Annotated in this window: 26 protein-coding genes; 19 read left to right on the top strand and 7 right to left on the bottom strand. The window is 35.8% G+C overall.

The window, feature by feature from the left end; translation table 11 throughout:
* The gene (locus ACMA47_RS15715; RefSeq protein WP_034692429.1) at positions 1 to 444 is read left to right on the top strand and encodes an ABC transporter permease; all 444 of its coding nucleotides are present in this window, start codon (positions 1 to 3) and stop codon (positions 442 to 444) included.
* Positions 445 to 880: 436 nt separating this feature from the next.
* Here ACMA47_RS15715 and ACMA47_RS15710 read toward each other — a convergent pair whose 3' ends face one another.
* Positions 881 to 3793, bottom strand: coding sequence for a M16 family metallopeptidase (locus ACMA47_RS15710; protein ID WP_413930511.1), 2913 nt, complete (start codon positions 3791 to 3793; stop codon positions 881 to 883).
* Positions 3794 to 4153: 360 nt separating this feature from the next.
* On the opposite strand from ACMA47_RS15710, the gene ACMA47_RS15705 reads away from it, so the two are divergent.
* The 6 genes from ACMA47_RS15705 (at position 4154) to ACMA47_RS15680 (ending at position 9211) form a co-directional block, all read left to right on the top strand.
* A complete protein-coding gene (locus tag ACMA47_RS15705) occupies positions 4154 to 4558 on the top strand; it encodes a hypothetical protein (protein ID WP_114821710.1) in 405 nt (134 codons plus the stop codon).
* A 61-nt stretch (positions 4559 to 4619) separates the two neighbouring features.
* A complete protein-coding gene (locus ACMA47_RS15700) occupies positions 4620 to 5615 on the top strand; it encodes a BtrH N-terminal domain-containing protein (protein ID WP_413930510.1) in 996 nt (331 codons plus the stop codon).
* Between the two features lies 1 nt (position 5616).
* Entirely contained in the window at positions 5617 to 6375 is a 759-nt protein-coding gene (locus ACMA47_RS15695; protein WP_413930509.1) for an ABC transporter ATP-binding protein, read from the top strand.
* Entirely contained in the window at positions 6362 to 7630 is a 1269-nt protein-coding gene (locus tag ACMA47_RS15690; RefSeq protein ID WP_129040652.1) for an ABC transporter permease, read from the top strand. Before ACMA47_RS15695 ends, ACMA47_RS15690 begins: the two co-directional genes overlap by 14 nt.
* Positions 7605 to 8048 carry an acyl-CoA thioesterase gene (locus ACMA47_RS15685; protein WP_413930508.1) on the top strand — a complete coding sequence of 148 codons (444 nt, stop codon included), beginning with the start codon at positions 7605 to 7607 and terminating at the stop codon, positions 8046 to 8048. The genes ACMA47_RS15690 and ACMA47_RS15685 overlap by 26 nt, the downstream gene beginning before the upstream one ends.
* Complete coding sequence (locus tag ACMA47_RS15680; RefSeq protein WP_413930507.1) at positions 8045 to 9211, top strand: beta-ketoacyl synthase N-terminal-like domain-containing protein; 1167 nt, start codon at positions 8045 to 8047, stop codon at positions 9209 to 9211. The genes ACMA47_RS15685 and ACMA47_RS15680 overlap by 4 nt, the downstream gene beginning before the upstream one ends.
* A 130-nt stretch (positions 9212 to 9341) precedes the next feature.
* Here ACMA47_RS15680 and ACMA47_RS15675 read toward each other — a convergent pair whose 3' ends face one another.
* The 3 genes from ACMA47_RS15675 to ACMA47_RS15665 all read right to left on the bottom strand — a co-directional run bounded on the left by ACMA47_RS15675 (position 9342) and on the right by ACMA47_RS15665 (position 11772).
* Positions 9342 to 9755 carry a hypothetical protein gene (locus tag ACMA47_RS15675; protein WP_413930506.1) on the bottom strand — a complete coding sequence of 138 codons (414 nt, stop codon included), beginning with the start codon at positions 9753 to 9755 and terminating at the stop codon, positions 9342 to 9344.
* 62 nt (positions 9756 to 9817) lie between these two features.
* Complete coding sequence (locus ACMA47_RS15670; RefSeq protein WP_413930505.1) at positions 9818 to 10318, bottom strand: hypothetical protein; 501 nt, start codon at positions 10316 to 10318, stop codon at positions 9818 to 9820.
* A 23-nt stretch (positions 10319 to 10341) separates the two neighbouring features.
* The gene (locus ACMA47_RS15665; protein WP_413930504.1) at positions 10342 to 11772 is read right to left on the bottom strand and encodes a hypothetical protein; all 1431 of its coding nucleotides are present in this window, start codon (positions 11770 to 11772) and stop codon (positions 10342 to 10344) included.
* 166 nt (positions 11773 to 11938) lie between these two features.
* Here ACMA47_RS15665 and ACMA47_RS15660 point away from each other — a divergent pair, with 166 nt between their 5' ends.
* The 12 genes from ACMA47_RS15660 to ACMA47_RS15605 all read left to right on the top strand — a co-directional run bounded on the left by ACMA47_RS15660 (position 11939) and on the right by ACMA47_RS15605 (position 20356).
* Positions 11939 to 12310, top strand: a complete 372-nt coding sequence (locus ACMA47_RS15660; RefSeq protein WP_413930503.1) for a helix-turn-helix domain-containing protein — start codon at positions 11939 to 11941, stop codon at positions 12308 to 12310.
* Between the two features lie 14 nt (positions 12311 to 12324).
* Positions 12325 to 12864, top strand: a complete 540-nt coding sequence (locus ACMA47_RS15655; protein WP_413930502.1) for a 3-oxoacyl-ACP synthase — start codon at positions 12325 to 12327, stop codon at positions 12862 to 12864.
* A gap of 75 nt (positions 12865 to 12939) precedes the next feature.
* The gene (locus ACMA47_RS15650; protein WP_034692439.1) at positions 12940 to 13197 is read left to right on the top strand and encodes a phosphopantetheine-binding protein; all 258 of its coding nucleotides are present in this window, start codon (positions 12940 to 12942) and stop codon (positions 13195 to 13197) included.
* An 80-nt stretch (positions 13198 to 13277) separates the two neighbouring features.
* Complete coding sequence (locus ACMA47_RS15645) at positions 13278 to 14477, top strand: beta-ketoacyl-[acyl-carrier-protein] synthase family protein (protein WP_413930501.1); 1200 nt, start codon at positions 13278 to 13280, stop codon at positions 14475 to 14477.
* Complete coding sequence (locus ACMA47_RS15640; protein WP_413930500.1) at positions 14474 to 15535, top strand: beta-ketoacyl synthase N-terminal-like domain-containing protein; 1062 nt, start codon at positions 14474 to 14476, stop codon at positions 15533 to 15535. The genes ACMA47_RS15645 and ACMA47_RS15640 overlap by 4 nt, the downstream gene beginning before the upstream one ends.
* A 203-nt stretch (positions 15536 to 15738) precedes the next feature.
* Positions 15739 to 16494, top strand: coding sequence for a polysaccharide deacetylase family protein (locus ACMA47_RS15635; RefSeq protein WP_413930499.1), 756 nt, complete (start codon positions 15739 to 15741; stop codon positions 16492 to 16494).
* Complete coding sequence (locus ACMA47_RS15630) at positions 16487 to 17113, top strand: LolA family protein (RefSeq protein WP_034692447.1); 627 nt, start codon at positions 16487 to 16489, stop codon at positions 17111 to 17113. Before ACMA47_RS15635 ends, ACMA47_RS15630 begins: the two co-directional genes overlap by 8 nt.
* Complete coding sequence (locus ACMA47_RS15625) at positions 17079 to 17714, top strand: hypothetical protein (RefSeq protein ID WP_413930498.1); 636 nt, start codon at positions 17079 to 17081, stop codon at positions 17712 to 17714. Before ACMA47_RS15630 ends, ACMA47_RS15625 begins: the two co-directional genes overlap by 35 nt.
* Positions 17715 to 17721: 7 nt before the next feature.
* Entirely contained in the window at positions 17722 to 18321 is a 600-nt protein-coding gene (locus tag ACMA47_RS15620; RefSeq protein WP_413930497.1) for an outer membrane beta-barrel protein, read from the top strand.
* 4 nt (positions 18322 to 18325) lie between these two features.
* On the top strand, positions 18326 to 18706 hold the full coding sequence (locus ACMA47_RS15615; RefSeq protein ID WP_129040668.1) for a 3-hydroxyacyl-ACP dehydratase: 381 nt from the start codon (positions 18326 to 18328) through the stop codon (positions 18704 to 18706).
* Positions 18703 to 19179, top strand: a complete 477-nt coding sequence (locus ACMA47_RS15610; protein WP_413930496.1) for a hypothetical protein — start codon at positions 18703 to 18705, stop codon at positions 19177 to 19179. The genes ACMA47_RS15615 and ACMA47_RS15610 overlap by 4 nt, the downstream gene beginning before the upstream one ends.
* 4 nt (positions 19180 to 19183) lie before the next feature.
* Positions 19184 to 20356, top strand: a complete 1173-nt coding sequence (locus ACMA47_RS15605) for a DUF2062 domain-containing protein (RefSeq protein ID WP_413930495.1) — start codon at positions 19184 to 19186, stop codon at positions 20354 to 20356.
* A 68-nt stretch (positions 20357 to 20424) separates the two neighbouring features.
* Here the strand turns inward: ACMA47_RS15605 and ACMA47_RS15600 are convergent, their stop codons facing one another.
* The 3 genes from ACMA47_RS15600 to ACMA47_RS15590 are packed head-to-tail and all read right to left on the bottom strand — an operon-like array spanning position 20425 to position 23735.
* Positions 20425 to 21678 carry a DUF3887 domain-containing protein gene (locus ACMA47_RS15600; protein ID WP_413930494.1) on the bottom strand — a complete coding sequence of 418 codons (1254 nt, stop codon included), beginning with the start codon at positions 21676 to 21678 and terminating at the stop codon, positions 20425 to 20427.
* Between the two features lie 6 nt (positions 21679 to 21684).
* Complete coding sequence (locus ACMA47_RS15595) at positions 21685 to 22050, bottom strand: hypothetical protein (protein ID WP_413930493.1); 366 nt, start codon at positions 22048 to 22050, stop codon at positions 21685 to 21687.
* The gene (locus tag ACMA47_RS15590; protein ID WP_413930492.1) at positions 22047 to 23735 is read right to left on the bottom strand and encodes a C45 family autoproteolytic acyltransferase/hydolase; all 1689 of its coding nucleotides are present in this window, start codon (positions 23733 to 23735) and stop codon (positions 22047 to 22049) included. The genes ACMA47_RS15595 and ACMA47_RS15590 overlap by 4 nt, the downstream gene beginning before the upstream one ends.

Below are 23735 nucleotides of genomic sequence, written 5' to 3'. Positions count from 1 at the left end.
ATGGAAATAAAGGAAGAAAATATCATCAATATACACAACTTTTTACCGCATCGTGAACCGATGTTGATGGCAGACTACATTCTGGAGCTGACCAAAGAAAAAGTAGTGACTTCCTTTGAAATCAAAGAAGATAATATATTTGTTCACAATAATGAGTTTGCAGAAGCTGGCCTTATTGAAAATATGGCTCAAACCTGCTCTTCTATCCTTGGACAAAGCTTCTTTGAAAATCCTGAAGCCGATACTAAAGTGATTGGATTCATTACCAATATTAAGAAGATCGAAATTTTTGCTCTTCCAAAAGTGAATGACAAAATCATTTCCAAAGCTTCGCTCATTTCACAGTTTGAGAACATCTGCCACATTTTCTGTGAAACATTTAATAATGATGAATTATTGATCAGAGCGGAGATCAACCTGTTTATTCAGGAAGTAAAATCGTAAAGGTCAATTCAACATAGACATAGAAAAGCTGTACATTTTGTACAGCTTTTTGTTTTAAATCAATTTTATATTCTCTAATAAATTTGTGAAAATTTGTGCATTCATTTGTGTCATTCGTGTTTAAAATATAGGTTTTGGCTAAAGCCAATTGATTTTTCTCTTTTTTTAAGCGGGCTAAAGCCCACTCCTATTGAATTGATTATAAAAACCTTACATAAAAAAGTCCGTTTTTGTTTATTTACACACTCATCACAACCTTTCAAAACAATTGATAAACAACACATTACAGACTTAAAAACCTCATCATCAGATGAATTATTTCACGTGAAACATTTTATAAATCCGTGAAACTCTGATGGTCAGGAAGAAACAGTTTTAAACAACAAAAAAGCGGAACATTTCTGTCCCGCTTTTATCATTATTTTAAACAAAAGGATTAGTATCCGAAGATCTCCTCAAGAGATACTTCCTGGAATTCTCCCATTTTGTTGATAGATTCCATATTCAGGTTTTCTTTCTTACCGATAATAGCTGTATTGTATTTTACAGGTTTTACTTCAGTGTTGTAGAATCCTGTAAGCTGTGGCAATGTCAATCCCTGAATTTCAGCGTAAATATCTTTTCTGATATCATAGTCAACCCCTAATTTTTTCAATGCTAACTGATTGAAGAAAATATTTGTTCTGTTGATTCTGTTAGAAGCAATCTGTTTTAAGGCAGAACCTCTTGCATTTTCAAACTGAGCCGGGATTTGTGGTAAAGATACCATTAAGTCATTCATTGCATTTACCGCTAAAGGAAGCTTGTTGGACTGTGTTCCGATATAATTTGTAACATAGTTTGCTTTCCCTTTTTCCGAAGCATTTCCATAAGAAACATAGGCTGTGTAAGCCAATGACTTACTTTCTCTGATCTCCTGGAAAACGATAGAAGATAATCCTCTTCCGAAGTATTCATTGAAAACATTTGCTTTCCCGAAGTTACCAAGGTTTACAGTGCTGGCTTTTGCTACTTTTGACATTTCCATCTGTACCATGTCATAATTTGTGAAGTATACCTTTCCTTCAGTAGCAGGTTCAGCATACTCTTTTGCCTGTGCCGGCTGAAGGCTCGTATTGATGATATAAGGTTTCACCGCTTTTTCCAAACCTGACTGATCCTGTCCGTAAAGAAGCACCTGATAAGGATACTGGTTCAGCGTTTTCACTTTCTTCATCAATTCTACGGCGTCAATGCTCTCAAGACGTTCTTTCGAAACGATGTCTGTCATTCTTGAGTTTTTACCGTATTTAGCATAGTTTGAAAGCGCTGCCATAATTCTCACTTTATCTTTCTTGGCAGTAGCTCTTGATTCCAAGATTGTTTTTACCGTTTGAGCATAAATCGCTTTATCAGCTTTTACATTCGTCATCCAGTGGTTCATCAGCTCTGCAGCTTTCTTCATATTACTTTCAAGACCACTTAACGTAATAATCATTTGATCGTTGGAAGTTCTCAGACTATAGCTGATTCCCAGTTTAAAAAATTCTTCTTTCAGCTGTTCCGGAGTGTATTTATCGGTTCCAAGATATTCAAAAAGAGTTCCTGCAATAGAAAGTTCTTTATCATTATCTGTTCCGAAAGGGAAAATATAACTGATTTGAGCAACCTCATTATACTTATTCTTCACAAAACTTATCGTCTTATCTTTGATCTTTGAAGTCTGAATGGCTGCTTTAAAATCAATAAATTCCGGCTTACTTTCCGGCACTTTTGTATTCAGAATATCTTTAAGGAAAGGAGACTGAGCTTCTCTGTTCAGTTTAATTGGGGTAATTCCAGGGTTCTGTACACGTACAAGCTTATCATTCACTCCTTTTTCTTTATAAATAACAACATAATTATCTTTAAAGAAATCGTTGGCAAATTTCACTACATCAGCTTTCGTGATCTTATCATACTGATTGATCTCATCAAGCTCCTGTTCCCATGTTCTTACATTGATATAGGAATCATACAACTCAGTCGCTAAACCATCAGCCGTTTCCCAACTTTTCATGCGCTGAACTTTTTTATCATTTACGATAGCTTTCAGTATCCAGTCCGGGAACTGTCCTTTTTTCACAAGATCCAACTGATCCATCAGCAGTTTTTTAGCTTCATCAAAGCTTTGACCTTCTTTAGGAGTTACCACTAATCCAAATGTACCATACATTTTGTAAGGCGACTCATACGCTCCTGCTCCAAGTGTTTTTTGCTTCTGGTTGATGTTAAGGTCAATTAATCCTGCATCCCCTCTGTTACTTAAAATTTCAGATACTACATCTGCCAGCCTTGCTTCCTGAGTTCCATAAGAATCTGTTCTCCATGCAATGGTCATTCTTGGTGTAGTAGGACTTTTTACCGTTCTGGTAACAATACTGGTCATTGGTTCTTCCGTAACCATCTTTTTCATCGGAAGTTCTTTGTATTTGAATGCTCCGAAATACTGATCAACTAACTTTATAGTTTTGTCATAATCCAGATCTCCAACCAATACTACAGCCATGTTATTAGGCACATAATACGTGTCAAAATACTTGTGGATCGCTTCCATAGAAGGACTCTTCAAATGTTCTGAAGTTCCGATTGTCGTTTGCTGTCCGTTCGGGTGTTTTGGGAAAAGAGCCTGCATCAATGAATAGAATACAAGACGGCTGTCATTATCCTGAGCTCTGTTATATTCCTCATATACCGCTTCAAGCTCTGTATGAAAAAGACGTAATACCAATTCTGAAAAACGCTCTTTCTCTACTCTTAACCATTTTTCCAATTCGTTGGAAGGAATATTGTTTTTATACACCGTTTCATCCAGTGATGTATGGGCATTCGTTCCTGTAGCTCCTAATGAAGAAATTGCTTTATCATATTCATTAGCGATAGCATATTTGGAGGCTTCCTGAGAAACTTCGTCAATTTTTTTATAAAGTTCTTTCTTTTTTTCAGGATCTTTTTCTGCTTTATGCTGCTCATAAAGATCAGAGATCTGCTGTAATAAAACCTTTTCTTTTGCCCAGTCCTGAGTTCCCAGGTGCGAGGTTCCTTTGAAAACCATATGCTCCAGATAGTGAGCTAATCCGGTGTTATCACTCGGGTCATTATTTGATCCTGTTCTTACCGGAATGTAAGTCTGGATTCTCGGAGCATCCTCATTTTTTGCCAGATAAACCTTCAAACCGTTTTTCAGTGTATACACACGCACTCCGGCCTGGTCATTCTTTACCGTTTCATAGGTATACCCTTGAGCATCTGTCTGCTTTTGAGTCTCAAATTTTTGTGCCATTGCGCTGATCATACAGAAAAGCGAAACCGAAATAAAAATCTTTTTCATAGTAGTTATTTAATATTATTTTTCAATCCAAATTTCCACCCATTAGTCTTATTTATATAAACACTTGTTACAAAGGAACTGTTACAAACAGAAACAATAAGCTTTAAAGGATTCTTTTAAGATTCTTTTATATAGGATTAGTTAAAAGCTTCTTTCTAAACAGGGAAAAATAAAAACAGTTTCTATCACATTTCTGGAGATTTATTGATAATACAGCCTCTATTTCATGGCAATAACTCCCTCAGATTTAATATGATTTACATATAATGTATTTTCACTATTTTAGCCACCTGATTAAAAGAATCAAAAAACAGGTGAGCCTTATTTCATCTGGAATCTAAAAATATAAACATTATTTAGATGAAAAAACAAGACCTGCCTCAAGACGAAAGTAACCTGAAATCCGCTAACATGACTGAAGTTCTGTATGTGACGGATGAGAACGACAACTACACGACAGCAAACAGCACAGGCTGGGATGCCAAGAAAGCTGCTCTGGATGAATCTATGGAACTTATTTATGAGAGAATTGAGGAAGCAAAGCAAAATGTAGCTAATAATATAGCAAGTCCCATTGTGTATTTTATGGAACTGAACAAAATGGATCTGGGAGTCCTTGCTTCTTATGTAGGAATGTGGCAATGGAGGGTAAAAAGACATTTTAAACCCAAAGTATTTAAAACACTAAGCGAAAATGCACTGAAAAAATATGCCGATGCATTCGGTATTTCAGTGGATGAATTAAAAAACTTCAACGGAAAATAAATGAAACGAGGCTAGAAATAATGCCAGTTACATTTGACCAATGAAAAGATACAATCAGCAAATGAAATTAAACTTTGAACACCATCAGACTGCGCATTGCGAAAACGGTGTTGCTTCTAATCTACTGCTTAATAAAGGACTTAAACTAAGCGAACCTATGATCTTCGGAATCGGTTCCGGACTGTTTTTTGTCTATCTTCCTTTTTTAAAGGTGAATTTTGCTCCGGGCTTCAGCTATCGTCCGATGCCGGGTGCTATTTTCAGTAAAGCAGCCAAAAGATTAGGAATTAAAATCAAAAGAGAAAAATTCTCCAATCCTCAGGATGCCCAAAAAGCTCTTGAAAGAAATCTGGAACAAAATATTCCTACCGGACTTCAGGTGGGTGTTTTCAACCTTACTTATTTTCCTGAAGAATATAAATTCCACTTCAATGCCCACAACCTTGTGGTGTACGGAAAAGAAGACGGAAAATTCCTGATCAGTGATCCGGTAATGGATTATACGACTTCCCTTTCCGAAGCAGAACTGGAAAAAGTAAGATACGCTAAAGGAGCACTTCCTCCGAAAGGACATATGTACTATCCTGTGTATGTTCCTGAAAATATTAATATTGAAGAGGCCATTAAAAAAGGAATTAAGGATACCTGCAAAAATATGCTGGCACCAGTACCTCTTATCGGAGTAAAAGCCATGAGATGGGTAGCCAGAAGTATCCCGAAATGGGCAGAAAAGAAAGGAACAAAAGTGACCAACCATTATTTGGGACAATTGATCAGAATGCAGGAGGAAATTGGTACCGGAGGCGGAGGCTTTCGATTTATCTATGGTGCATTTCTTCAGGAAGCAGCAGTTATTCTTAAAAACGATGAACTTAAGGAATTATCAAAAGAAATCACTTCTATTGGTGACCTTTGGAGAGACTTTGCCGTGGATATTGCCCGTGTTTATAAAAACAGAAACTCCAAAAGCAATATCTATAACGAACTTTCAAAAACGATGCTGCACATTGCAGACCTGGAGGAAGCTTTCTATAAAAAACTAAGAAAAGCGATCTGATATGGCAGAACATATGATAGAGATCAAAAACTTATACAAGAAATACAAAAATTCTGATGACTTTTCTGTAAATGATATTTCTTTGAACATCAGCCAAAATGAAATCTATGGAATTCTCGGACCCAACGGAGCTGGGAAAACGACATTAATTTCAATGCTTTCAGGATTGATAAAACCTACTTCAGGACAATTTACCATCAATGGTTTGTCTCCACAGAAGGACGGTTTTAAAATCAGACAGATTATCGGAATTGTTCCTCAGGAATATGCTTTATATCCAACGCTTACGGCTAAAGAAAATCTAATGTTTTTCGGAAGCCTTTATGGTTTAAAGCACAATCAGCTTAAAAAAGCCATTGACGAGTCTCTGGAAATCATGGGACTTTCAAAATTTGCGAACAAGCAGGTAGGACAGTTTTCAGGAGGGATGAAACGCCGCTGCAACCTCATCGCAGGAACCCTTCACAATCCTAAAGTTCTCTTTCTGGATGAACCGACTGTAGGTGTGGATGTTCAGTCTAAAAAAGCAATTATTGATTATCTTCTGGATTTAAATAAACAGGGAACCTGCATTATTTATACTTCCCATCACCTTTCTGAGGCTGAAGAGTTCTGTACAAAAATTGCCATCATCGATCATGGAAAAATTCATGCTGTAGGAACTCCTGAAGAACTTGTGTCACAGATTACCAATGCCGAAAACCTGGAAGACGTTTTCATTTCATTAACCGGAAAAGAATTAAGAGATGTTGTTGTATAAACTGTGGAGAAGTTTTATTAAGGAAATTCTTCTGCTGAAAAGAGATATCGGAGGAATCGTCATCATCTTTGTGATGCCTTTGCTTTTGATTGTAACCATTACCCTTATTCAGGATTCTACCTTTAAAAACCTTGAAGGCTCAAAAATCCCAATTATTTTTATTGATCAGGACAAATCTGAAGTTTCAAAAAATATAAAAGCCGAACTGGAAAACAGCAAAACGTTTCAGTTACTGACCAATTTCAATGAAAAATCGGCTCAGGATGCTGTTTTTTCAGGAGATTATCAGATGGCGATTGTCATTCCGGAAAATTTAACAAAAGATTTAAATTCCAATATTGATTCTAAAGTTCAGACCATTGTAAGTTCATTCGGGCTGGAGGGAGATTCTGCAAAAGTAAAAACAGCAGCTCCCAAAGCCAAAGAAATTCATTTGTACTTTGACCCTGCTACCAATGCCGGATTCAAAAACTCTGTGATGAATTCTGTGAATAAAATGGTTTTTGAGATTGAAAATAAAAAGATCTACAAAGCATTCCAGGATCAGCTGGGAACTACGGAGAATCTTGACGAAAATAAAAACCTCATCAGCTTTAAAGAAATCACTCCCAAGAAAGGAGAAATGGACGTAATGCCGAATTCTGTTCAGCATAACGTTCCTGCATGGACTCTTTTTGCCATCTTCTTTATTGTTGTCCCTTTATCCATCAATCTGGTAAAAGAAAAAAGTCAGGGAACAAGTGTAAGAGCAAGAATAAGCCCTACACCCTATTTTGTACATATTTTAGGAAAAACATTTACCTATCTTATCATCTGCCTTATTCAGTTTTTACTGATGGTTGCAGTTGGAATTTACCTTTTCCCTTATATGGATCTTCCGGCTTTTGATGTATCCGGAAAAATGTTCCAGCTTGTGACAGTAACGCTGTTTGCAGGATTAGCAGCAATTGGATTTGGAGTTTTATTGGGCACTATAGCCGATACACAAGAACAATCTGCCCCATTTGGAGCAACCTCTGTAGTTGTCCTGGCAGCCATTGGAGGAATCTGGGTTCCTGTATTTTTAATGCCGGAATTCATGCAGACCGTAGCCAAATTTTCTCCTATGAACTGGGGACTGAATGCCTATTATGATATTATTTTAAGAAACAGCGGAATTGGTGGAATTGCCAAAGAATTGGTGTTCCTTTTCTTATTCTATATTGCCACGGTAGCTATTTCTATTTTTTATGAAAGAAAACAAAATGCAGTCTAAAGAAAACATATTAACCTGTACCGAAGAAGTAAGAGTACGATTCAATGAAACAGATCCGCTGGGAATTGTCTGGCATGGACATTATATCGTGTATTTTGAAGACGGAAGAGAAGCTTTCGGTCGTCTGCACGGTCTTACTTATCTTGATATTCAGAATGCAGGATATGTAACGCCTATCGTAAAAAGTACCTGCGAACATTTTCTTCCTTTAAAGTATGGAGAGACATTTAAGATCGTAACGACTTTTATCAATTCTGTTTCTGCCAAGCTTATTTACAGATATGAGCTTTTCAATCAGAAAGACCAATTGGTATGCAGTGGAGAAACCATTCAGGTATTTCTCGATAGCAATGGAAGTTTATGCCTGTACAATCCGGAGTTTTTTCAAAACTGGAAAGATAAAATGGGATTATCATGAGCAAGGAAATTTATATCACCGACTACAATTGTGTAACTCCGTTGGGCTTCAATGTTGATTCCAACTGGAACGCTCTGTTAGAAGGACAGTCAGGAGTTGCTTTACATAAAATCATAGACAATCAGGATGCTTTTTATGCTTCTATGATTGATTCTGATAAACTGAATGAAGAGTTCAACAGATTCTTCACTCAGCATACAATTAATTTCACAAGACTGGAGAAGATGCTTCTTTTAAGCTTACAGCCTCTTGCTGAGAAGCATTCTATATCAGAAGACACGGCTTTTATCCTTTCCACCACAAAAGGAAATATCAGCCTGTTAAAAAACCAGTCCGAATTACCGGAAGGCGTTTATTTATCAAAATTAGCAGAAAAAATTGCTGATTTTTTTGGATTTAAAACCAAACCGATTATCGTTTCCAACGCCTGTGTTTCAGGAGTAATGGCAATTTCTGTTGCCAAAAACATGATTCAGGCAGGAAAATACAAAGATGCCTTTGTGATTGCAGGTGATGAACTTTCTGAATTTGTTATTTCAGGATTCAACTCATTTCAGGCCATTGGCTCCGGACCTTGCCAGCCTTATGATAAAAACAGAGACGGTATCAACATCGGTGAAGCAGCTGCCGCTGTTTATATCACCTCATGTCATTGCGAGGAACAAAGTGACGAAGCAATCTCACAAAACGAGAAATTCAGATTTAAAGTCCTGGGAGATTCTGCCGTCAATGATGCCAATCATATTTCCGGTCCTTCAAGAACGGGTGATGGTTTATATGCCAGTATTAAAAATGCTATGACTGAAGCGAAGGTTTCTCCGGAACAAATTGATTTTATTTCTGCCCACGGAACGGCTACTTTATATAATGACGAAATGGAAGCCATTGCCTTCAACAGAATGGATCTTCAGCATATTCCGCTCAACAGTATGAAAGGATATTATGGACATTGCCTTGGCGCTTCCGGACTTTTGGAAAGTATTATTTCTATGGAAAGTGCTCTTCACAGCACTCTGCTTCCTTCAAAGAATTTTGAGGAAACAGGAGTAACCCAACCTTTGAATATCATTAAAGAAAACCAAACTGCAGAAATTAAATATATTCTAAAGACCGCTTCTGGGTTTGGAGGATGTAATGCAGCTGTTGTGCTGGAAAAATGTTAAAAAATATGCCCTTTCAGAATTGAAGGGCATATTATATATTTTAATTCTTTAGTTTTTTAACTTTTGGTTTGTTTAAAAATAAATATCGAAAAAATCTTTAGAATACACTTTATTTTATATTGATAACATTCTATTGATTAATCTTTATATCCTTAATTACCTTGTTACCATAAAAACTTCTCTCTTCTACAGTAAATAAAAAATGGTTCTTTTTTTCATAATATTCAACATCAGAATAAGGAATTCTCTGTTTCCAAATAATCGTAAAAAAAATTACATTTTCATTCACAAACGGTGATTTTTCCTTATAACTAAAAACACTCTCACTCACATATCTTCTAATCCCGTGCAATGGAACCTTCCAAATTGTTTTAGGTTGTATTTGTATCATATTATCTAATAAAAATGATAATGGCTTCCCTATATAATTAGCTTTATTGGCTTCAAATGTTTTTAGGTAATTTAAAGTATCCAGCTGAGCGTTACAGTTATGCATTAAAAATATGCTTATTACAAATAAGCCTTTTAAAAATATTGATTTCATATTTTTAATTCTAAAATTCATTGTGAATATGCCGTTATTTTCAAACCTTTCCTAAAAATAAATTATTTTGCAGACCAATTGTTACTATTATATCCATTAAGTCCTATAAATTTTATCTTTTCTATTTTCATATTAGAAAAAAACTGAACAAAAGTGTCATTCCATTCTCCATGATATTGTAAAACCATACTTTTAATTTGTGGAGGAATTTCATTCTCAAAAGTAATCCAGATTACAGGAATTTGAAACTTATTATCAAATGCCGGTTTATCCATATTAGAATCACAAAAATATAATCTTAAAATGTAATTTTTTGTCCCAGTATCTGTTTTGCTTCCATAACCTAAATCTACAACATTTACATTTTTACTTAATAGTTCACTATAAAATTCAGAGAAATTTTGCCCATAAAATTGGGTTTTATTAGCGGCAACAGTATTTAATTTAGGAACAACTCCATTATAAAATGTGATATATTCGTTTACAGATGCAGACTGTGCTTTACAGTTATGCATTAAAAATATACTTATAATAAATAAGCCTTTTAAAAATATTGATTTCATATTATTTTTTTTAAACAACTAAATTATGGACATTTTGATACTTTTATACCTTCTTTAACTTTCCCACCGCTGTACGGTACCGTTATCTGCGTTATTTCTGCGTTTATTTTTTTTAGATTTCCATTCGCATCCGCTTTAGCAACACTAATGCCTGCGTTAAATTTATCCAAAATATACGCCATCGCTATAGCCCTGCTATCATAATTTTCCCCCGATGTATTATCAGATGATCCAGATAAATAAAAGTCATTAGCCCTATAAAACTCGACTCCTAGTGAAGTTTCATCTTTAATTGAATGACCTTCAGGATCATAGTTTTCATCTTTTGGGTACTGACTAAGAAATTGCTGAGCCAAAGAAGCATTATTAATGACTAAGGCATAGGTCTCCGCTGTTCCTTCATCAGAATTGCCATATATAAAACGATATTTAAGGGCAGGATTACCAGCAAGGGAAGAAATCATATTATATAAATCTCCTCCCGAAGGATTACCTCTATCGCCAGAGTGAGAATGTCCATCACCAATATAGGGACTTGTTAACTGAGAAGTCGGAATCGTTCCATTAGAAACATTTTGTTCTACGGGTTGTGTTACTTCATACTCACCATTAGGCTTCTGACCTATCGCTACCGCCCATTCATTAGGAGCCTGAACTTTCCCTTTTAAAGCAATATCCATTTTTTGTTTTACCTCACTATTTTTTAGAATAGTATTGGCACTCGTCATTGAACTTTCTGCCTTTTTACAAGGATCTTGTGTCGTACTGGTTCCTGTTCCTCCACCGTGCATAATAGGTCCTCCACTCATATCTCCGGTGTAAGGAGGAGTGTAGTTGCCATCACCACCTGTACCGGGAATAGGATCATGTATAGGAGGGTTGGTGCTTGGAGGGGTAATGATGATCTCTGGAATTTCTTTTACAGGAGGATCCGGCTCACCTCTGTTTGCCATTTTTTTAGAATAATAATTCTGAAATTCTCCAATCATTCTTTGTGTGGAAGCAGAAGAATCATGTACTAAGTAAAAATCTACCCAGCTTCTGTCTTCATTCAGCTTTCCATACCATAGAGAGGTCACTTTTCCATCTTTCAGTATCGGATAGAAAATGTATTTCTTATCTTCACCGAAGGTTTGTGAAGCCACATTATAATCTATTTCTCCAAAATCATCAGATAGTTTATCATAGAAATCAGGATGTTTCACCAGAAATTGGTAAATAATTTCACTGAAAGGCTGTGCATAGCTTAGCGGAAGAGAAACTCCACTTTTAGAAGAATGAGTTTTCTTACTTAGGATTTCCTGAGAACGAAGATTTTCAAATCTTTCGAAAGCTCCTATTTTCTCATCTTGTGCTCTTTGTTCAGAAGTGGCCATTTCATCTGTCCTACAGGAGTAGAAGAGGAAAATGAATCCTAATGCTGAAGCGAGCAGCTTCAAGTTTTTTTTCATCATAGACATTTGTTTTTTGTGGGTTAAATATAATATTTTTTATCACATCTAAGTGATAACAGATGCAATATTATTTAGAATTTTATCTCCATGCAACAACTACTGGTTATAAAATCAATAACCAACAGTTATCATTTCAAATTATTTTATATTTGTAAAAAATACCTCCATGAGCTTAGGAACCAAACTAAAACAGCTAAGACAAGATAAAAACTGGTCGCAGGCTGATGCTGCTTACCGATTAGATATTTCACAACCGGCCTATAACAAATGGGAAACAGATCAGGCAAAACCCAATATAGATAAACTGGGAAAAATTGCAGAGGTTTTTGAAACAGACATCTATGAGTTATTAGAAAATATCTCAACTATTAATTTTCCAAATGCAAATTTTGAGGGCACTTCTTATGTTGTTTCTGCTGAATCAACTATTAATATGCAATCTCCTGAACTTATTGAAAGTATTCTAAAAAATCAGGAACAGATTTCGAAACTCATAGAATCTCAGAACAAATTAATAGAAAGCCTCCTGAAGAAATAATGGAAATACCATTAATGAAGAAAATAACCACCTGTACCATAGAACATTCAAAAATTACCGTTGACGGAAATCTTATTTTTGAAATCCCAAGCAAAACCTTTCAGGAATTTGCCAAAGAAGCTTATAAAAGTTTAGACCTCAGCTATCCAAAGTTTCATAAAATGGATCATTTGAGTAAACTGGCTTTTCTTTCCGCCGAAACCATTTTGAAAGATGAAGATCACAGCAGGACAGCCATTGTTTTTACCAACAGATCTTCCAGTCTGGATACCGATTTCAAATATCAGGAAAGCATCAACAATCACGATAACTTCTATCCGAGTCCTGCCGTTTTTGTGTATACTTTACCCAACATATGTGTAGGAGAAATCAGCATTAAACACAAAATGCAGACAGAAAATGCTTTTTTCGTGCTGGATGATTTTGATGAAGAATTTTTGAATGACTATTCTGAGCAGATTCTTCTATCCGGAAAAGCCGACAAAGTATTGTGTGGCTGGGTGGAATTGTATCAGGAAAATTACAAAGCTTTTGTATATTTGCTAACCTTATAAAAATGTAACAATATAACAGTGTAATGATGTAATGATCTTCATGATATGCTGAAACACTGATAAACCAACTTAATTATGGAAAACTTAAAAACAGAATTGAAACACAAAATTATCGAAGTTCTTAACCTTGAAGATGTATCTGTAGAAGAAATCAAAGATACTGATCCGTTATTCGGAGGTGGATTAGGATTAGATTCTATCGACGCTTTGGAACTGATCGTTCTTCTTGATAAAGACTATGGAATAAAATTAGCAGATCCTAAAAAAGGAAAAGAGATTTTCCAATCTATCGATACGATGGCAAAATTCATCGAGGACAACAGAACAAAATAATACAACAATATAACAGTGTAGCCATGTGATAATTGCTGACCAATTAGCAGATTGCTACACATGTTTTAGGATTTAATACCATGAGTCAAAAAATTGCCATAACGGGAATGGGCATCATTTCCTCCATCGGAAACAATGTGGAGGAAAATTTTATTTCATTGCAATCCGGAAAACATGGAATTTCAGATATCGAAATGTTTGAAACCCGTCATGCCGGAGCCATTAAAACAGGTGAAATAAAATTATCCAATGAAGAACTTGTACAACAGCTTCACCTTGATGAAGACAATAATGTAACAAGAACTTCTTTATTGGGAATGATGGCTGCGAAAGAAGCTGTAGAAAGTGCAGGAATTTCAGATATCAATGGTTACAGAACCGGACTGATCTCTTCTACCAGTGTAGGAGGAATGGATATCACTGAAAAATACTTCTACTCTTACGAAGACTTTCCTGAAAAGCAAAAATATATTGACGCTCATGATGCCGGAAATTCCTCATTGGCTATTGCCGGTTATCTGGGATTAAAGGGCATGGTTTCTACCATCAGTACAGCCTGTTCATCAGCAGCCAATGCCATTATGATGGGTGCAAAACTGATTAAAAACGGAGTTTTAGATCGTGTGATTGTCGGAGGAACAGATTCTCTTTCAAAATTTACTTTGAATGGATTTAATACCCTGATGATTCTTACGGATTCTTACAATACTCCTTTTGACAACGACAGAAAAGGACTGAATCTTGGGGAAGCTGCCGCTTTCTTAGTCCTTGAATCTGAAGAAATGGTCAAAAAAGAAAATAAAAAAGTTCTGGCTTATCTTTCCGGATATGGAAATGCTAATGATGCACACCATCAGACGGCGTCTTCAGAAAATGGACAGGGCGCATTTTTAGCGATGCAGCAAGCCCTGAAAATCTCCGGATTGGAAAAAGAAAATATAGATTATATCAACGTTCACGGAACGGCTACTCCCAATAACGATTTATCAGAGGGAATTGCCATGATAAGAATCTTCGGTGAAAATCAGGTTCCTGAATTCAGCTCTACAAAAGCATTTACAGGACATACTTTAGCTGCTGCTGCAGGAATTGAAGCCGTATTTTCAATTTTAGCCATGCAAAACAGTGTGATCTTCCCGAACCTGAATTTCAAAACAAAAATGGAAGAGTTTGACCTTACTCCTGTTACCGAATTGAAAGAGAAAAACATTGATAATGTACTTTCCAACTCGTTTGGATTTGGAGGAAACTGTTCCACCTTAATTTTCTCAAAATCATGAGTGCAGTATACATCAACAGTGCATCCTGTATCTCAGTTCAGGACACTTTAAACGAAAATATTCTTCAGAACCTTACTCCTGGAAATTCTTCAAATATCATTAAAGCGATAGAACCTAATTACAAAGAGTTCATTCCACCTGCGATGATCAGAAGAATGTCTAAAACAGTAAAAATGAGTTCTGTAGCCTCTCATTACGCATTGAAGGAAGCTGGTATTGAAAAACCGGATGCCATCATCGTAGGAACCGGAATGGGCTGCTCGCAGGATTCTGAAAAATTTCTGAAAAACGTGATTGACAATCATGAAGAGTTCCTTACGCCTACCTTTTTCATCCAGTCTACTCACAATACGGTAGCAGGACAGATTGCTCTGGGATTACAATGTCATGCGTATAACTTCACGTATGTAAACACTTCTTCTTCACTGGAGTTTTCATTACTCGATGCCCAGCTTCAGATCAATGACGGAGAAGCAGAAAATGTTCTGGTAGGTTCTACAGACGAACAGACAGACAGAACCATGGAACTTTACTGCTTAAATAATACGATCAAAAAAGAAGCAGATCTTCCTGCTGATTATTTGAATTCTAAAACCAATGGAGTGATTTGGGGCGAAGGAGCCAGCTTTTTCGTTGTAGGAAAAGATAAGACCGAAAATTCTTACGCTAAACTTAAAAAAATCCAGATCAGCAACACGATTGAATTGATTGAAGTACAGGATTTTATCCAAAATTTCTTAACTCAAAACAATCTTTCCAGCAAGAATATTGATGCTGTTATTTTAGGATTCAGCGGAGATGCAAAATCAGATATATATTATACAAAAGCAATGGATCTGTTTCCTGATTCAGCACAGCTGTATTATAAACATTTGAGTGGAGAATTCAATACGGCAAGTGGTTTTTCAACCTTTATGGCTTGTCATATCCTGAAAGAACAGCAGATCCCGGAAATTATGATGATCAATTCTGTGAAAAAAGAAAACGTGAAAAATGTGCTTCTTTACAATCATCTGGGAGGTGATGATCACAGTTTGGTGTTACTGGAAAAGGCATAATTGTTGAAATTGAAAATTATACAGTCTATTTGTCATTCAGAGCACAGACAAAAGGTCTGCGAACAAGGTTCTGAAGTGAAGCGTGGAATCTAAACAAAATTAATGAATTTATTTAGATTCCTACGGAGTGACAATGGTATACAATAAATATTACAACCATAAAACTCAGACTGACCAGTTCAAAATAAAAAAAGTAATCAGCAATGAAACACTATCCCTTCATCCTGTTCTACCTTTTCTGTAACGCTTTTATTTATGCGTTCCACGGAAGTATTTGGGTATATCTGTTTTGTTTTTTTGCTTTTTCTGCCGTGGTTGTCTGGGGTTCATTTGATATTGAACTGGGCTATTTTGTCAACAGCATTACCCATAAACGGACCAGAATCAAAGAAGTAGCACTTACGTTTGATGACGGACCTACTGAGTTTACTCCAAAGTTTTTAGACCTGCTTAAAGAACATCAGATAAAAGCCACCTTTTTCTGTATCGGAAAACAGATTGAAAAATATCCTGAGACGTTTCAGAGAATTATTGCGGAAGGTCATACGATTGGAAATCATACCTTATCACATTCCAATTCTACAGGGTTTTTACCCACTTCAAAAATGATTGAGGAGATTGAAAAATGTGATAAAGTCATGAAAAATGTGGGAAATATCCAGACCAATCTCTACAGACCTCCGTTTGGAGTGACGAATCCCAATATTGCAAAAGCAATCAAAAAAACAAATAAAGTAAGCATCGGGTGGAATGTCCGGTCATTGGACACTATCATTGATGACGAAAAGAAAATCTACAACAGAGTGACGAAAGGCCTTAAAAATGGGAGCATTATCCTCCTTCACGACACTTCGGAAAAGACCTTTCGGGTGCTGACCAATTTATTAGTATTTTTGAAGGATAAAAAATATTCAACCTTTACTGTTGATACAGTGATAAATTCAAATAGAAATGATTAAAAATATTGCTTTCGGAGCATTTTTACTGGTTTCCGGGTTCTTTTTTGCACAAAACACCGCAATGTCAGGAGCTGAAGCCAAAGCATTTGTATCGAAGGTTTCTTCAGACACGAAAGAAATTAAAACGTTGCAGAGTGATTTTACCCAGACCAAAAAAATGGATTTCCTGGATAAAAGTATTGTTACCTATGGGAAAATGTCTTTGCAGACGCCCAATATGCTGAGCTGGAAGTATACTAAACCCTATCAGTACAGTATTGTTTTTAAAAGCAACAAGATCTTCATCAATGATCAGGGGAAAAAGTCTTCTGTAGATGCGAAGAGCAAAACATTTGAAAAAATCAATAAGCTGATTGTAGGAAGTTCAAACGGAACGATGTTTAATGATCCGGAGTTCACCGTAACGTATTTTAAGAACGGAAATTACAATGTAGCGAAGTTTATTCCTAAAACTTCACAGCTGTTGAAATACATCAAACAGATTGAGCTTTATTTTCCTAAAAACCAGTCAACGGTTTCCCAGGTGAATATGACTGAGGCTTCCGGAGATACTACCAATATTGTTTTCAAAAATACAAAGATCAATGCTTCCATTCCTGCGTCAGAGTTTTCTTTATAGCCTGATTCTGATCCTGGCGGTTTCCTGTAAAACGTATCAGTTAACAGAAGCAAAACCTGTCTCTTCTTCTGAAAAGGTGGTGGAAAACTTATACTTTTCTTCCGGTGAAGATTATGTATATAAATGCCAGATGGATATCTATAAAAACCATGTAAGCGGAATTCTGATCATCAAAAAATTGAATGAAACGACCCATCGTGTTGCTTTAACTTCAGATTTTGGAAACAAACTGATTGATTTTGAGGTTTCTGATGATGATTTTAAACTGAATTATGTACTTCCTGATCTGGATAAAAAAATCGTGATCAATTTTCTGAAAAATGACTTTCAGCAGCTTCTGAAAAGAAAATATCCTGTCAGTGAAAGCTTTGAAAATGATCATGCTAAAATCTATCTTTCAAAAATCGAAAATAAAAGCTATTATCTGTTTTTCAACAAAGAAAATAATTTGCTGAAGCAGATTATTTATACAAAAAACAACAAGGAGAAAATCAATTTCACTTTTGATGCAAAAAAACCTATCTTCGCAGACAGCTTAAACCTGCAGCACAAGGACTTTAAGATCAATATAAAACTATTTCAAATAACCGAAACGGAATAAATTTCCCATGAAAAAAATATATTTCTTACTTTTTGCACTTTTCACCAGTTTATCTTTTGCACAGGTAACTTTCAACCCGGGAATCAGAGTGCGTGCCAATATTTCACATATCTCTGACGGACCTGCCCATGAGTCCTTTTATTATAATGATAATCAAGGATATCACTATGGGACCAATGTCTATGATATCAAATCAAAAGTAGATTTTTACATAGGTTTTCAGGCCAATATCCGATTTGCAAAATTCTATGCTCTTCAGCCGGAAATTTATTATACACGTCAGGGCGCAAGATTTGAAAGCCAAAATCCAGGTGTTTCTTCTAAAACAGTTACTCTTTCTTATGTGGGAGGAGCGGTAGTGAATAAATTCTATTTTGAGAAATTTAATATTCATTTTGGTCCGACTTTGGAACTTCTGACAGATCATAAAAATATCGATTCTCCTATTGATGGGGATTTGGGACTGCTATTTGGAGCTGGTTATGATATAACAAAAAATATAGGCGTTGAGGCCAGAATTAAAAAAGGTTTTGTACATATTAATAATGACAATACCAACGTAACATTCCAGACAGGAGTGTATTACACATTTAATCTTAAAAAATAAGATCATGCAAACCATTCTTACAGACTTTTATACTTTAACATCATACGATAAGACAGAAGACGGAAAGTTTACTGCTCATATTCATCTTAATAAAGACCACGAGATTTTTAAAGGTCATTTCCCTGGAAATCCGGTAACTCCCGGTGTTTGTATGATGCAGATTATTAAGGAACTGACTGAGGAATTTACAGGTTCAAAGTTATTTCTGAAAACAGCTTCCAATGTAAAGTTCATGGCGATTATCAATCCTTTTGAAACACCTGATCTGGTACTTCAACTGGATATTGCTGAAAATGAAGAAGATGTTAAAGTAAAAAACACGACTTCTTTTGGCGAGACTATTGCATTGAAATTGTCTGTAAGCTATAAAAAATTACCATCATGAAACTAATCTTATCATTCTTTGCAGCATTTGTTTTTTTCTTTCAGTCTGATCTTGAAACCTTGAGAAACAGCTATGCTAAAGCCAATGAATCTAATAGTAATACACAAAACTTCATTGAAACAGCGGACAAACAATCCGGTTCTGATGCAGTCACTGTAGGATACAAGGCAGCAGCAAAGATTATGGAAGCAAAGATTGCTAAAAGCAACAGAAAATCACTGGTGAAAACAGGAGCAACAAGTCTTGAAAGCGTTATCAAAAGCAATCCTAATAATGCGGAATTACGTCTGATCAGAATGAGCGTTCAGGAAAATATTCCGAAAATTGTAGGATATCGTGGAAGTTTGAAGGATGATAAAGCTTTCCTTTTGAACAATTACAGCAAACAGAATACAGCATTAAAAGGCTATATCAAAAGGTTTGCAATGCAATCTAAAACCATTACAGAGGCTGAAAGAGCCACTTTAAAATAAAAAAATGTTGCTTGCTGAAGTACAAGACGCCATTTCTGAAAAGAAGATTTGCGTTTTAATACCTACCTACAATAATGAAAAAACCCTGAAGAGGGTTATTGACGGCGTTCTGGACTACACCGAAAGTATTATTGTGGTCAATGATGGTTCCACAGATTCTACGGTACAGATTCTTTCTCAATATCCTCAGATTACAGTTATTTCCCTTCCAGAGAACAAAGGAAAAGGAAATGGTCTTAAAACAGGTTTCAGAGCAGCAAAGAAGTCAGGATATGATTACGCCATCACCATTGATTCGGATGGACAGCATTATCCGGATGATATTCCGGTATTTGTAGAAGCTCTTCTTCAGGAAAAAGAGGAAGTTCTTCTGATCGGAAACAGAAATATGTCTCAGGATGGTATTCCTAAGAAAAGCAGTTTCGGAAACCGTTTTTCCAATTTCTGGTTCTGGTTTGAAACCGGTATCAAGCTGGAAGATACGCAGTCCGGCTACAGACTTTATCCTTTGCATAAAATTCCCAAGAAATATTTTACGCCTAAGTTTGAATTTGAGATCGAAATTATTGTAAGAACTGCATGGAGGCATGTTCCGGTAAAAAATGTTCCGATTAAGGTTTTATATGATCCGGCGGAACGGGTTTCGCATTTCAGACCCTTCAAAGATTTTACGAGAATCAGTATTCTGAATACAATTCTGGTAACGATTACTCTACTTTATATTATTCCGAGAAACTTCGTGAATAATTTCAAAAAAAAAAGCTTTAAAAGATTCATACAGGAAGATGTCTTAGAAAGTGACGGAAGTAACCGTACGAAAGCATTTTCTATAGCACTGGGTGTTTTTATAGGACTTTCTCCTTTCTGGGGATTTCAGACGCTTCTGGTGATCAGCTTATCTGTACTTTTTAAACTTAATAAAGTCCTTGCATTTGTAGCCTCCAATGTGAGTCTTCCTCCTTTTATTCCTTTTATTATTGCAGCTTCTCTATTTTTAGGAGCACCATTTGTAAGTGGTGATAGTGATCTATTAAGTCAGGATTTAAACTTTGAACTGATTAAGAACAATCTTCTGCAATATGTTATCGGCAGTTTTATTTTAAGTACCACCCTTTCTGCTGTTGCGGGAATAGCTTCTTTTTTGTTTCTGAATAAAGTAAGTCCGGAAAGCAATTAAAAAAAGCCCGGAACAAAGTTCCAGGCCTATCACAATGAATTATTACTTTCTATTGTACACTGAATAAATTATTGCAAAATAAACTGAACCAAATCTTTCAAAAACTGTTCATCCACTTTCCCTTTTGTTTCATAATCTTTTGGAGATGGCTTGCCAGTGCCGGAAATAAATAAGTGACTTAATGTAGGATAAAACTTAAATACGGCTGTCTTATCATTTTTCAATGTTTCTTTCCAAAGGCTGAAATCTTTCTCAGTTACCTGATAATCTCTTCCGCCCTGTGCAAAAAACATGGGAGCTTTTACTTTTTTAACCTCATTAAGCTGATTGTAATCCTTCAAATATTTCCAATAGGGTGCAGATTGTCCCAAAGGAAGTTCTGATGAGGGTGAACTTACATTAAATTTAGAGGAATTTAAAAATGCTACCTGCTTTTTTACTTCCTGAACCGCCTCTGCAGAAACTTTAGTTGGATCTATAGCATGAAGATAATCATACTGCTCTACTAATAGGTCCTGTAATGGTCTCGCATTTCCAGCCATAAAAACATATTTTGAAACCTGAGCTTTTGCTGCAATTTTTGGCATCATATACGCTCCCTGGCTATGTCCAAGAATGATAATCTGATATCCTTTGTAATCAGCATTATTTTTAAAATAAAGAGCTGCGTTTACGGCATCATTGACCGTTTCCTCTTCTACAGTAGATTTTTCATTAAATGTTTCAGGGTAGGAATAGGTTCTTTTATCATATCGGTAGGAAGCAATTCCATTGGTTAAAAGGTATTCTGCAATATCTTTAAACGGCTTGTTTTCCCCAATGGTTTCATCTCTGTCATGTGCTCCTGAGCCATGAACAAAAATAACCAGTTTCTTTTTATTGTTGGAGGGAGGAAGCAACAGCGTTCCATTCAGTTCAATTCCATCACTTTTAATTTTTAGTGTGGTTTTCTCATCCGGTTTTTCAAATGTTTTATGCGGAACTAAAAAGAATCCCAGCATTTTATTATTTTCTCCAAAAGTAATTTGAATATCAAGCTTTGTTTTTTCAAATTCGGAATAGTAATAATAGGTGTTTCCCTCATTATTTACTTCAAGGATATTTTTCAATCCTCCAACCTGGCTCTGAAGCTGGTCCGGAATGGCTTTAAGCTGATCCACCGGAATTTGTCCTGCTACGGAAGGATCAAAATAAGAGTGTGCTTTTTCCGCATTTTTATCTACTAGCAAAGCTTTAATGAAAGTATTTCCGATCTCTTTTCTGTCCTGAGAAAATGATAACAGAGCGAATACGGTAAAGAATAAGGTTAAAAGTTTTTTCATAATCAATTATTTAAAGACCACATCAGCGAATGATAATGGCGTCATCATTATGGTAACAAATATCGAAATAATAACCAGAGCGAGCTGGGTGATATGGTATATTTTTTCTTTTTCCTCCTCATTGATTTCAAAAGTAAATTTTATTTTATCAGGTCTTCTGATAATCAACCAAATAAACACTAGAACAGCCAGATTCATCACTACGGGAAACACAAGAAAAATTTTGCTTCCATAATTGTCTTTCATACTTCCGTAGCCGTGAATAGTGATGGTGTCAGGTATTGAGCTGTAAACGGTGCACAAATACACAGAATAACAGATGATAATAACAAAAGGAATACAGAACAGCAGCTTTATATATTTGGGGATCATTTCAGTTTCTTTAAAGTTTTCTTCAGGTATTTTTCAACATTTTTTCTGTCGGGAACTGTTGTAATTTCTTTCGTCAATGCTTTCTCAAACTCCATTTTTGCCTTTGAATATTCTTTTTTGCTAAAATAATACTTTCCTGATTGATAATAGACCAGCCAAAAATCGGGGTTCATAGCCTGATACGATGGGATTACATCATCTGTCAACAGTGTGTTTTTATCATCAGCAGCTTCATTGATTTCTTTACCGTACATTTTGGACAGTTCATAGTTTTGAAATTCTTCAGAATCTGCGAACGGATCTCTTGCAATATTCAGTTCTGATTTCGCCAGCAGACTTTGTGATAACTGCTTCCCGGAAAAGATCTCATTCAGGTCATAACAAACAAATTCTCCCAGCTGATAAGGATTGGAAGAAACCCAAACCAGTTTTTTCTGAGGCGAAAATATAACGGCATGGTGAGCCAATAGCTGATTGAGTGCTTTTTCATTTCCATAACCTATACTTTCATCTTTTAAGCCGGATTTATTTCTTAAAATGGAAGCCATCTTTTCAGGAGTGATCTTCTTTTCTTTCTGCAAAAGCTCCTGAAGTTTTTCATAGCGGTATTCTGAATGGCTTTCTTCAATCTGCTTCTGATTTCTTTTGTCGTCTTTATAAGCTTCAGACTGGAAATGATTAGTGCAAAGAACTCTGCTGGTATTCTGCACTCTGTACACTCCGAAATTCTTAGGTGAAACTTCAATAATGACTGCATTTTTATCTGCTGCACTTCCTACAAGAATGGATTCTGAAACAAATACCTTTCTTTTTTTAGCAATGGCAATGGCTTCTTCTATATTTTTTGCATACTGTAAAATCTCTCTTGTAACCAGGGAAATCGGAGTCTTTGCCGTTAAAGGAATTTTTGATTTTCCGGCATTAATGGTCACGGTAATTCCTTCTTTATTCATTCCGGAAACCACACCAATCATTCCCGGCCAGCTTACTGACATATAGGGAATTCCTTCTTCGGGTTGCACAAACTCTACCAATTTATTTTTAGCAAAATCATCTCCTACATAAAAGTCGAAATTTCTTCCAATTAACAAGTCTCCATCTTCAGTATTTTCATTCCATACAGCAAGAGATGTACAGCCTACCATGGCAAGATCCTGCATCGCATGTCCTATATCATGAGCTCCGTGCAGGTAAAGGTTTCTTAAATATTTAGGAGCAATAAAGTCATACTGATCGGATGAATATTGTGACAAGCCAAATAATTCTGCCTGATAATCTTCTCTTACATTGAGGTACATTTTTCTGTTGTACCATTTTAAAAAACCTCTTAGCAGCCCTTGCCTGAATTTTGATGGGACAAAACCTTCCACTTTTGAAAAGAAAATGTTCTCCTGTTTCTGCATTAAGCTTTGCGTCAATGCTCCGCTATTATATCCAAGCTGCAAAGGATTTCCTTTAATATATAGTTCCCAGAGCTGCTGTTTGTTTTTGGTAAGATAATTCTGATTGTAGCTGAATGTGCTGTCATTGATCTGGTTTACTTTCGGAACTTCCAGAGCATATTGTTGTACTTCAGGAATATGCTTGATAGACTTTGAGATTCCGCAAGATGTGAAAAAAACACAAAAAGTGAGATAAAGAAAAATTCTTTTGTGAGATGAATAAATGGTTTTAGTTTTTTTCAC

The organism is Chryseobacterium sp. T20, from assembly GCF_047345655.1.
In the GTDB taxonomy this organism is placed as follows: Bacteria; Bacteroidota; Bacteroidia; order Flavobacteriales; family Weeksellaceae; genus Chryseobacterium.
This window is presented reverse-complemented; position numbering and strand designations above follow the sequence as displayed.

Bases quoted from the DNA above. Each gene is read 5' to 3' on its own strand.
- ACMA47_RS15715 (WP_034692429.1), top strand. From the start codon at position 1: ATGGAAATAAAGGAAGAAAATATCATCAATATACACAACTTTTTACCG.
- ACMA47_RS15710 (WP_413930511.1), bottom strand. From the start codon at position 3,793: ATGAAAAAGATTTTTATTTCGGTTTCGCTTTTCTGTATGATCAGCGCA.
- ACMA47_RS15705 (WP_114821710.1), top strand. From the start codon at position 4,154: ATGAAAAAACAAGACCTGCCTCAAGACGAAAGTAACCTGAAATCCGCT.
- ACMA47_RS15700 (WP_413930510.1), top strand. From the start codon at position 4,620: ATGAAATTAAACTTTGAACACCATCAGACTGCGCATTGCGAAAACGGT.
- ACMA47_RS15695 (WP_413930509.1), top strand. From the start codon at position 5,617: ATGGCAGAACATATGATAGAGATCAAAAACTTATACAAGAAATACAAA.
- ACMA47_RS15690 (WP_129040652.1), top strand. From the start codon at position 6,362: ATGTTGTTGTATAAACTGTGGAGAAGTTTTATTAAGGAAATTCTTCTG.
- ACMA47_RS15685 (WP_413930508.1), top strand. From the start codon at position 7,605: ATGAAAGAAAACAAAATGCAGTCTAAAGAAAACATATTAACCTGTACC.
- ACMA47_RS15680 (WP_413930507.1), top strand. From the start codon at position 8,045: ATGAGCAAGGAAATTTATATCACCGACTACAATTGTGTAACTCCGTTG.
- ACMA47_RS15675 (WP_413930506.1), bottom strand. From the start codon at position 9,755: ATGAAATCAATATTTTTAAAAGGCTTATTTGTAATAAGCATATTTTTA.
- ACMA47_RS15670 (WP_413930505.1), bottom strand. From the start codon at position 10,318: ATGAAATCAATATTTTTAAAAGGCTTATTTATTATAAGTATATTTTTA.
- ACMA47_RS15665 (WP_413930504.1), bottom strand. From the start codon at position 11,772: ATGATGAAAAAAAACTTGAAGCTGCTCGCTTCAGCATTAGGATTCATT.
- ACMA47_RS15660 (WP_413930503.1), top strand. From the start codon at position 11,939: ATGAGCTTAGGAACCAAACTAAAACAGCTAAGACAAGATAAAAACTGG.
- ACMA47_RS15655 (WP_413930502.1), top strand. From the start codon at position 12,325: ATGAAGAAAATAACCACCTGTACCATAGAACATTCAAAAATTACCGTT.
- ACMA47_RS15650 (WP_034692439.1), top strand. From the start codon at position 12,940: ATGGAAAACTTAAAAACAGAATTGAAACACAAAATTATCGAAGTTCTT.
- ACMA47_RS15645 (WP_413930501.1), top strand. From the start codon at position 13,278: ATGAGTCAAAAAATTGCCATAACGGGAATGGGCATCATTTCCTCCATC.
- ACMA47_RS15640 (WP_413930500.1), top strand. From the start codon at position 14,474: ATGAGTGCAGTATACATCAACAGTGCATCCTGTATCTCAGTTCAGGAC.
- ACMA47_RS15635 (WP_413930499.1), top strand. From the start codon at position 15,739: ATGAAACACTATCCCTTCATCCTGTTCTACCTTTTCTGTAACGCTTTT.
- ACMA47_RS15630 (WP_034692447.1), top strand. From the start codon at position 16,487: ATGATTAAAAATATTGCTTTCGGAGCATTTTTACTGGTTTCCGGGTTC.
- ACMA47_RS15625 (WP_413930498.1), top strand. From the start codon at position 17,079: ATGCTTCCATTCCTGCGTCAGAGTTTTCTTTATAGCCTGATTCTGATC.
- ACMA47_RS15620 (WP_413930497.1), top strand. From the start codon at position 17,722: ATGAAAAAAATATATTTCTTACTTTTTGCACTTTTCACCAGTTTATCT.
- ACMA47_RS15615 (WP_129040668.1), top strand. From the start codon at position 18,326: ATGCAAACCATTCTTACAGACTTTTATACTTTAACATCATACGATAAG.
- ACMA47_RS15610 (WP_413930496.1), top strand. From the start codon at position 18,703: ATGAAACTAATCTTATCATTCTTTGCAGCATTTGTTTTTTTCTTTCAG.
- ACMA47_RS15605 (WP_413930495.1), top strand. From the start codon at position 19,184: ATGTTGCTTGCTGAAGTACAAGACGCCATTTCTGAAAAGAAGATTTGC.
- ACMA47_RS15600 (WP_413930494.1), bottom strand. From the start codon at position 21,678: ATGAAAAAACTTTTAACCTTATTCTTTACCGTATTCGCTCTGTTATCA.
- ACMA47_RS15595 (WP_413930493.1), bottom strand. From the start codon at position 22,050: ATGATCCCCAAATATATAAAGCTGCTGTTCTGTATTCCTTTTGTTATT.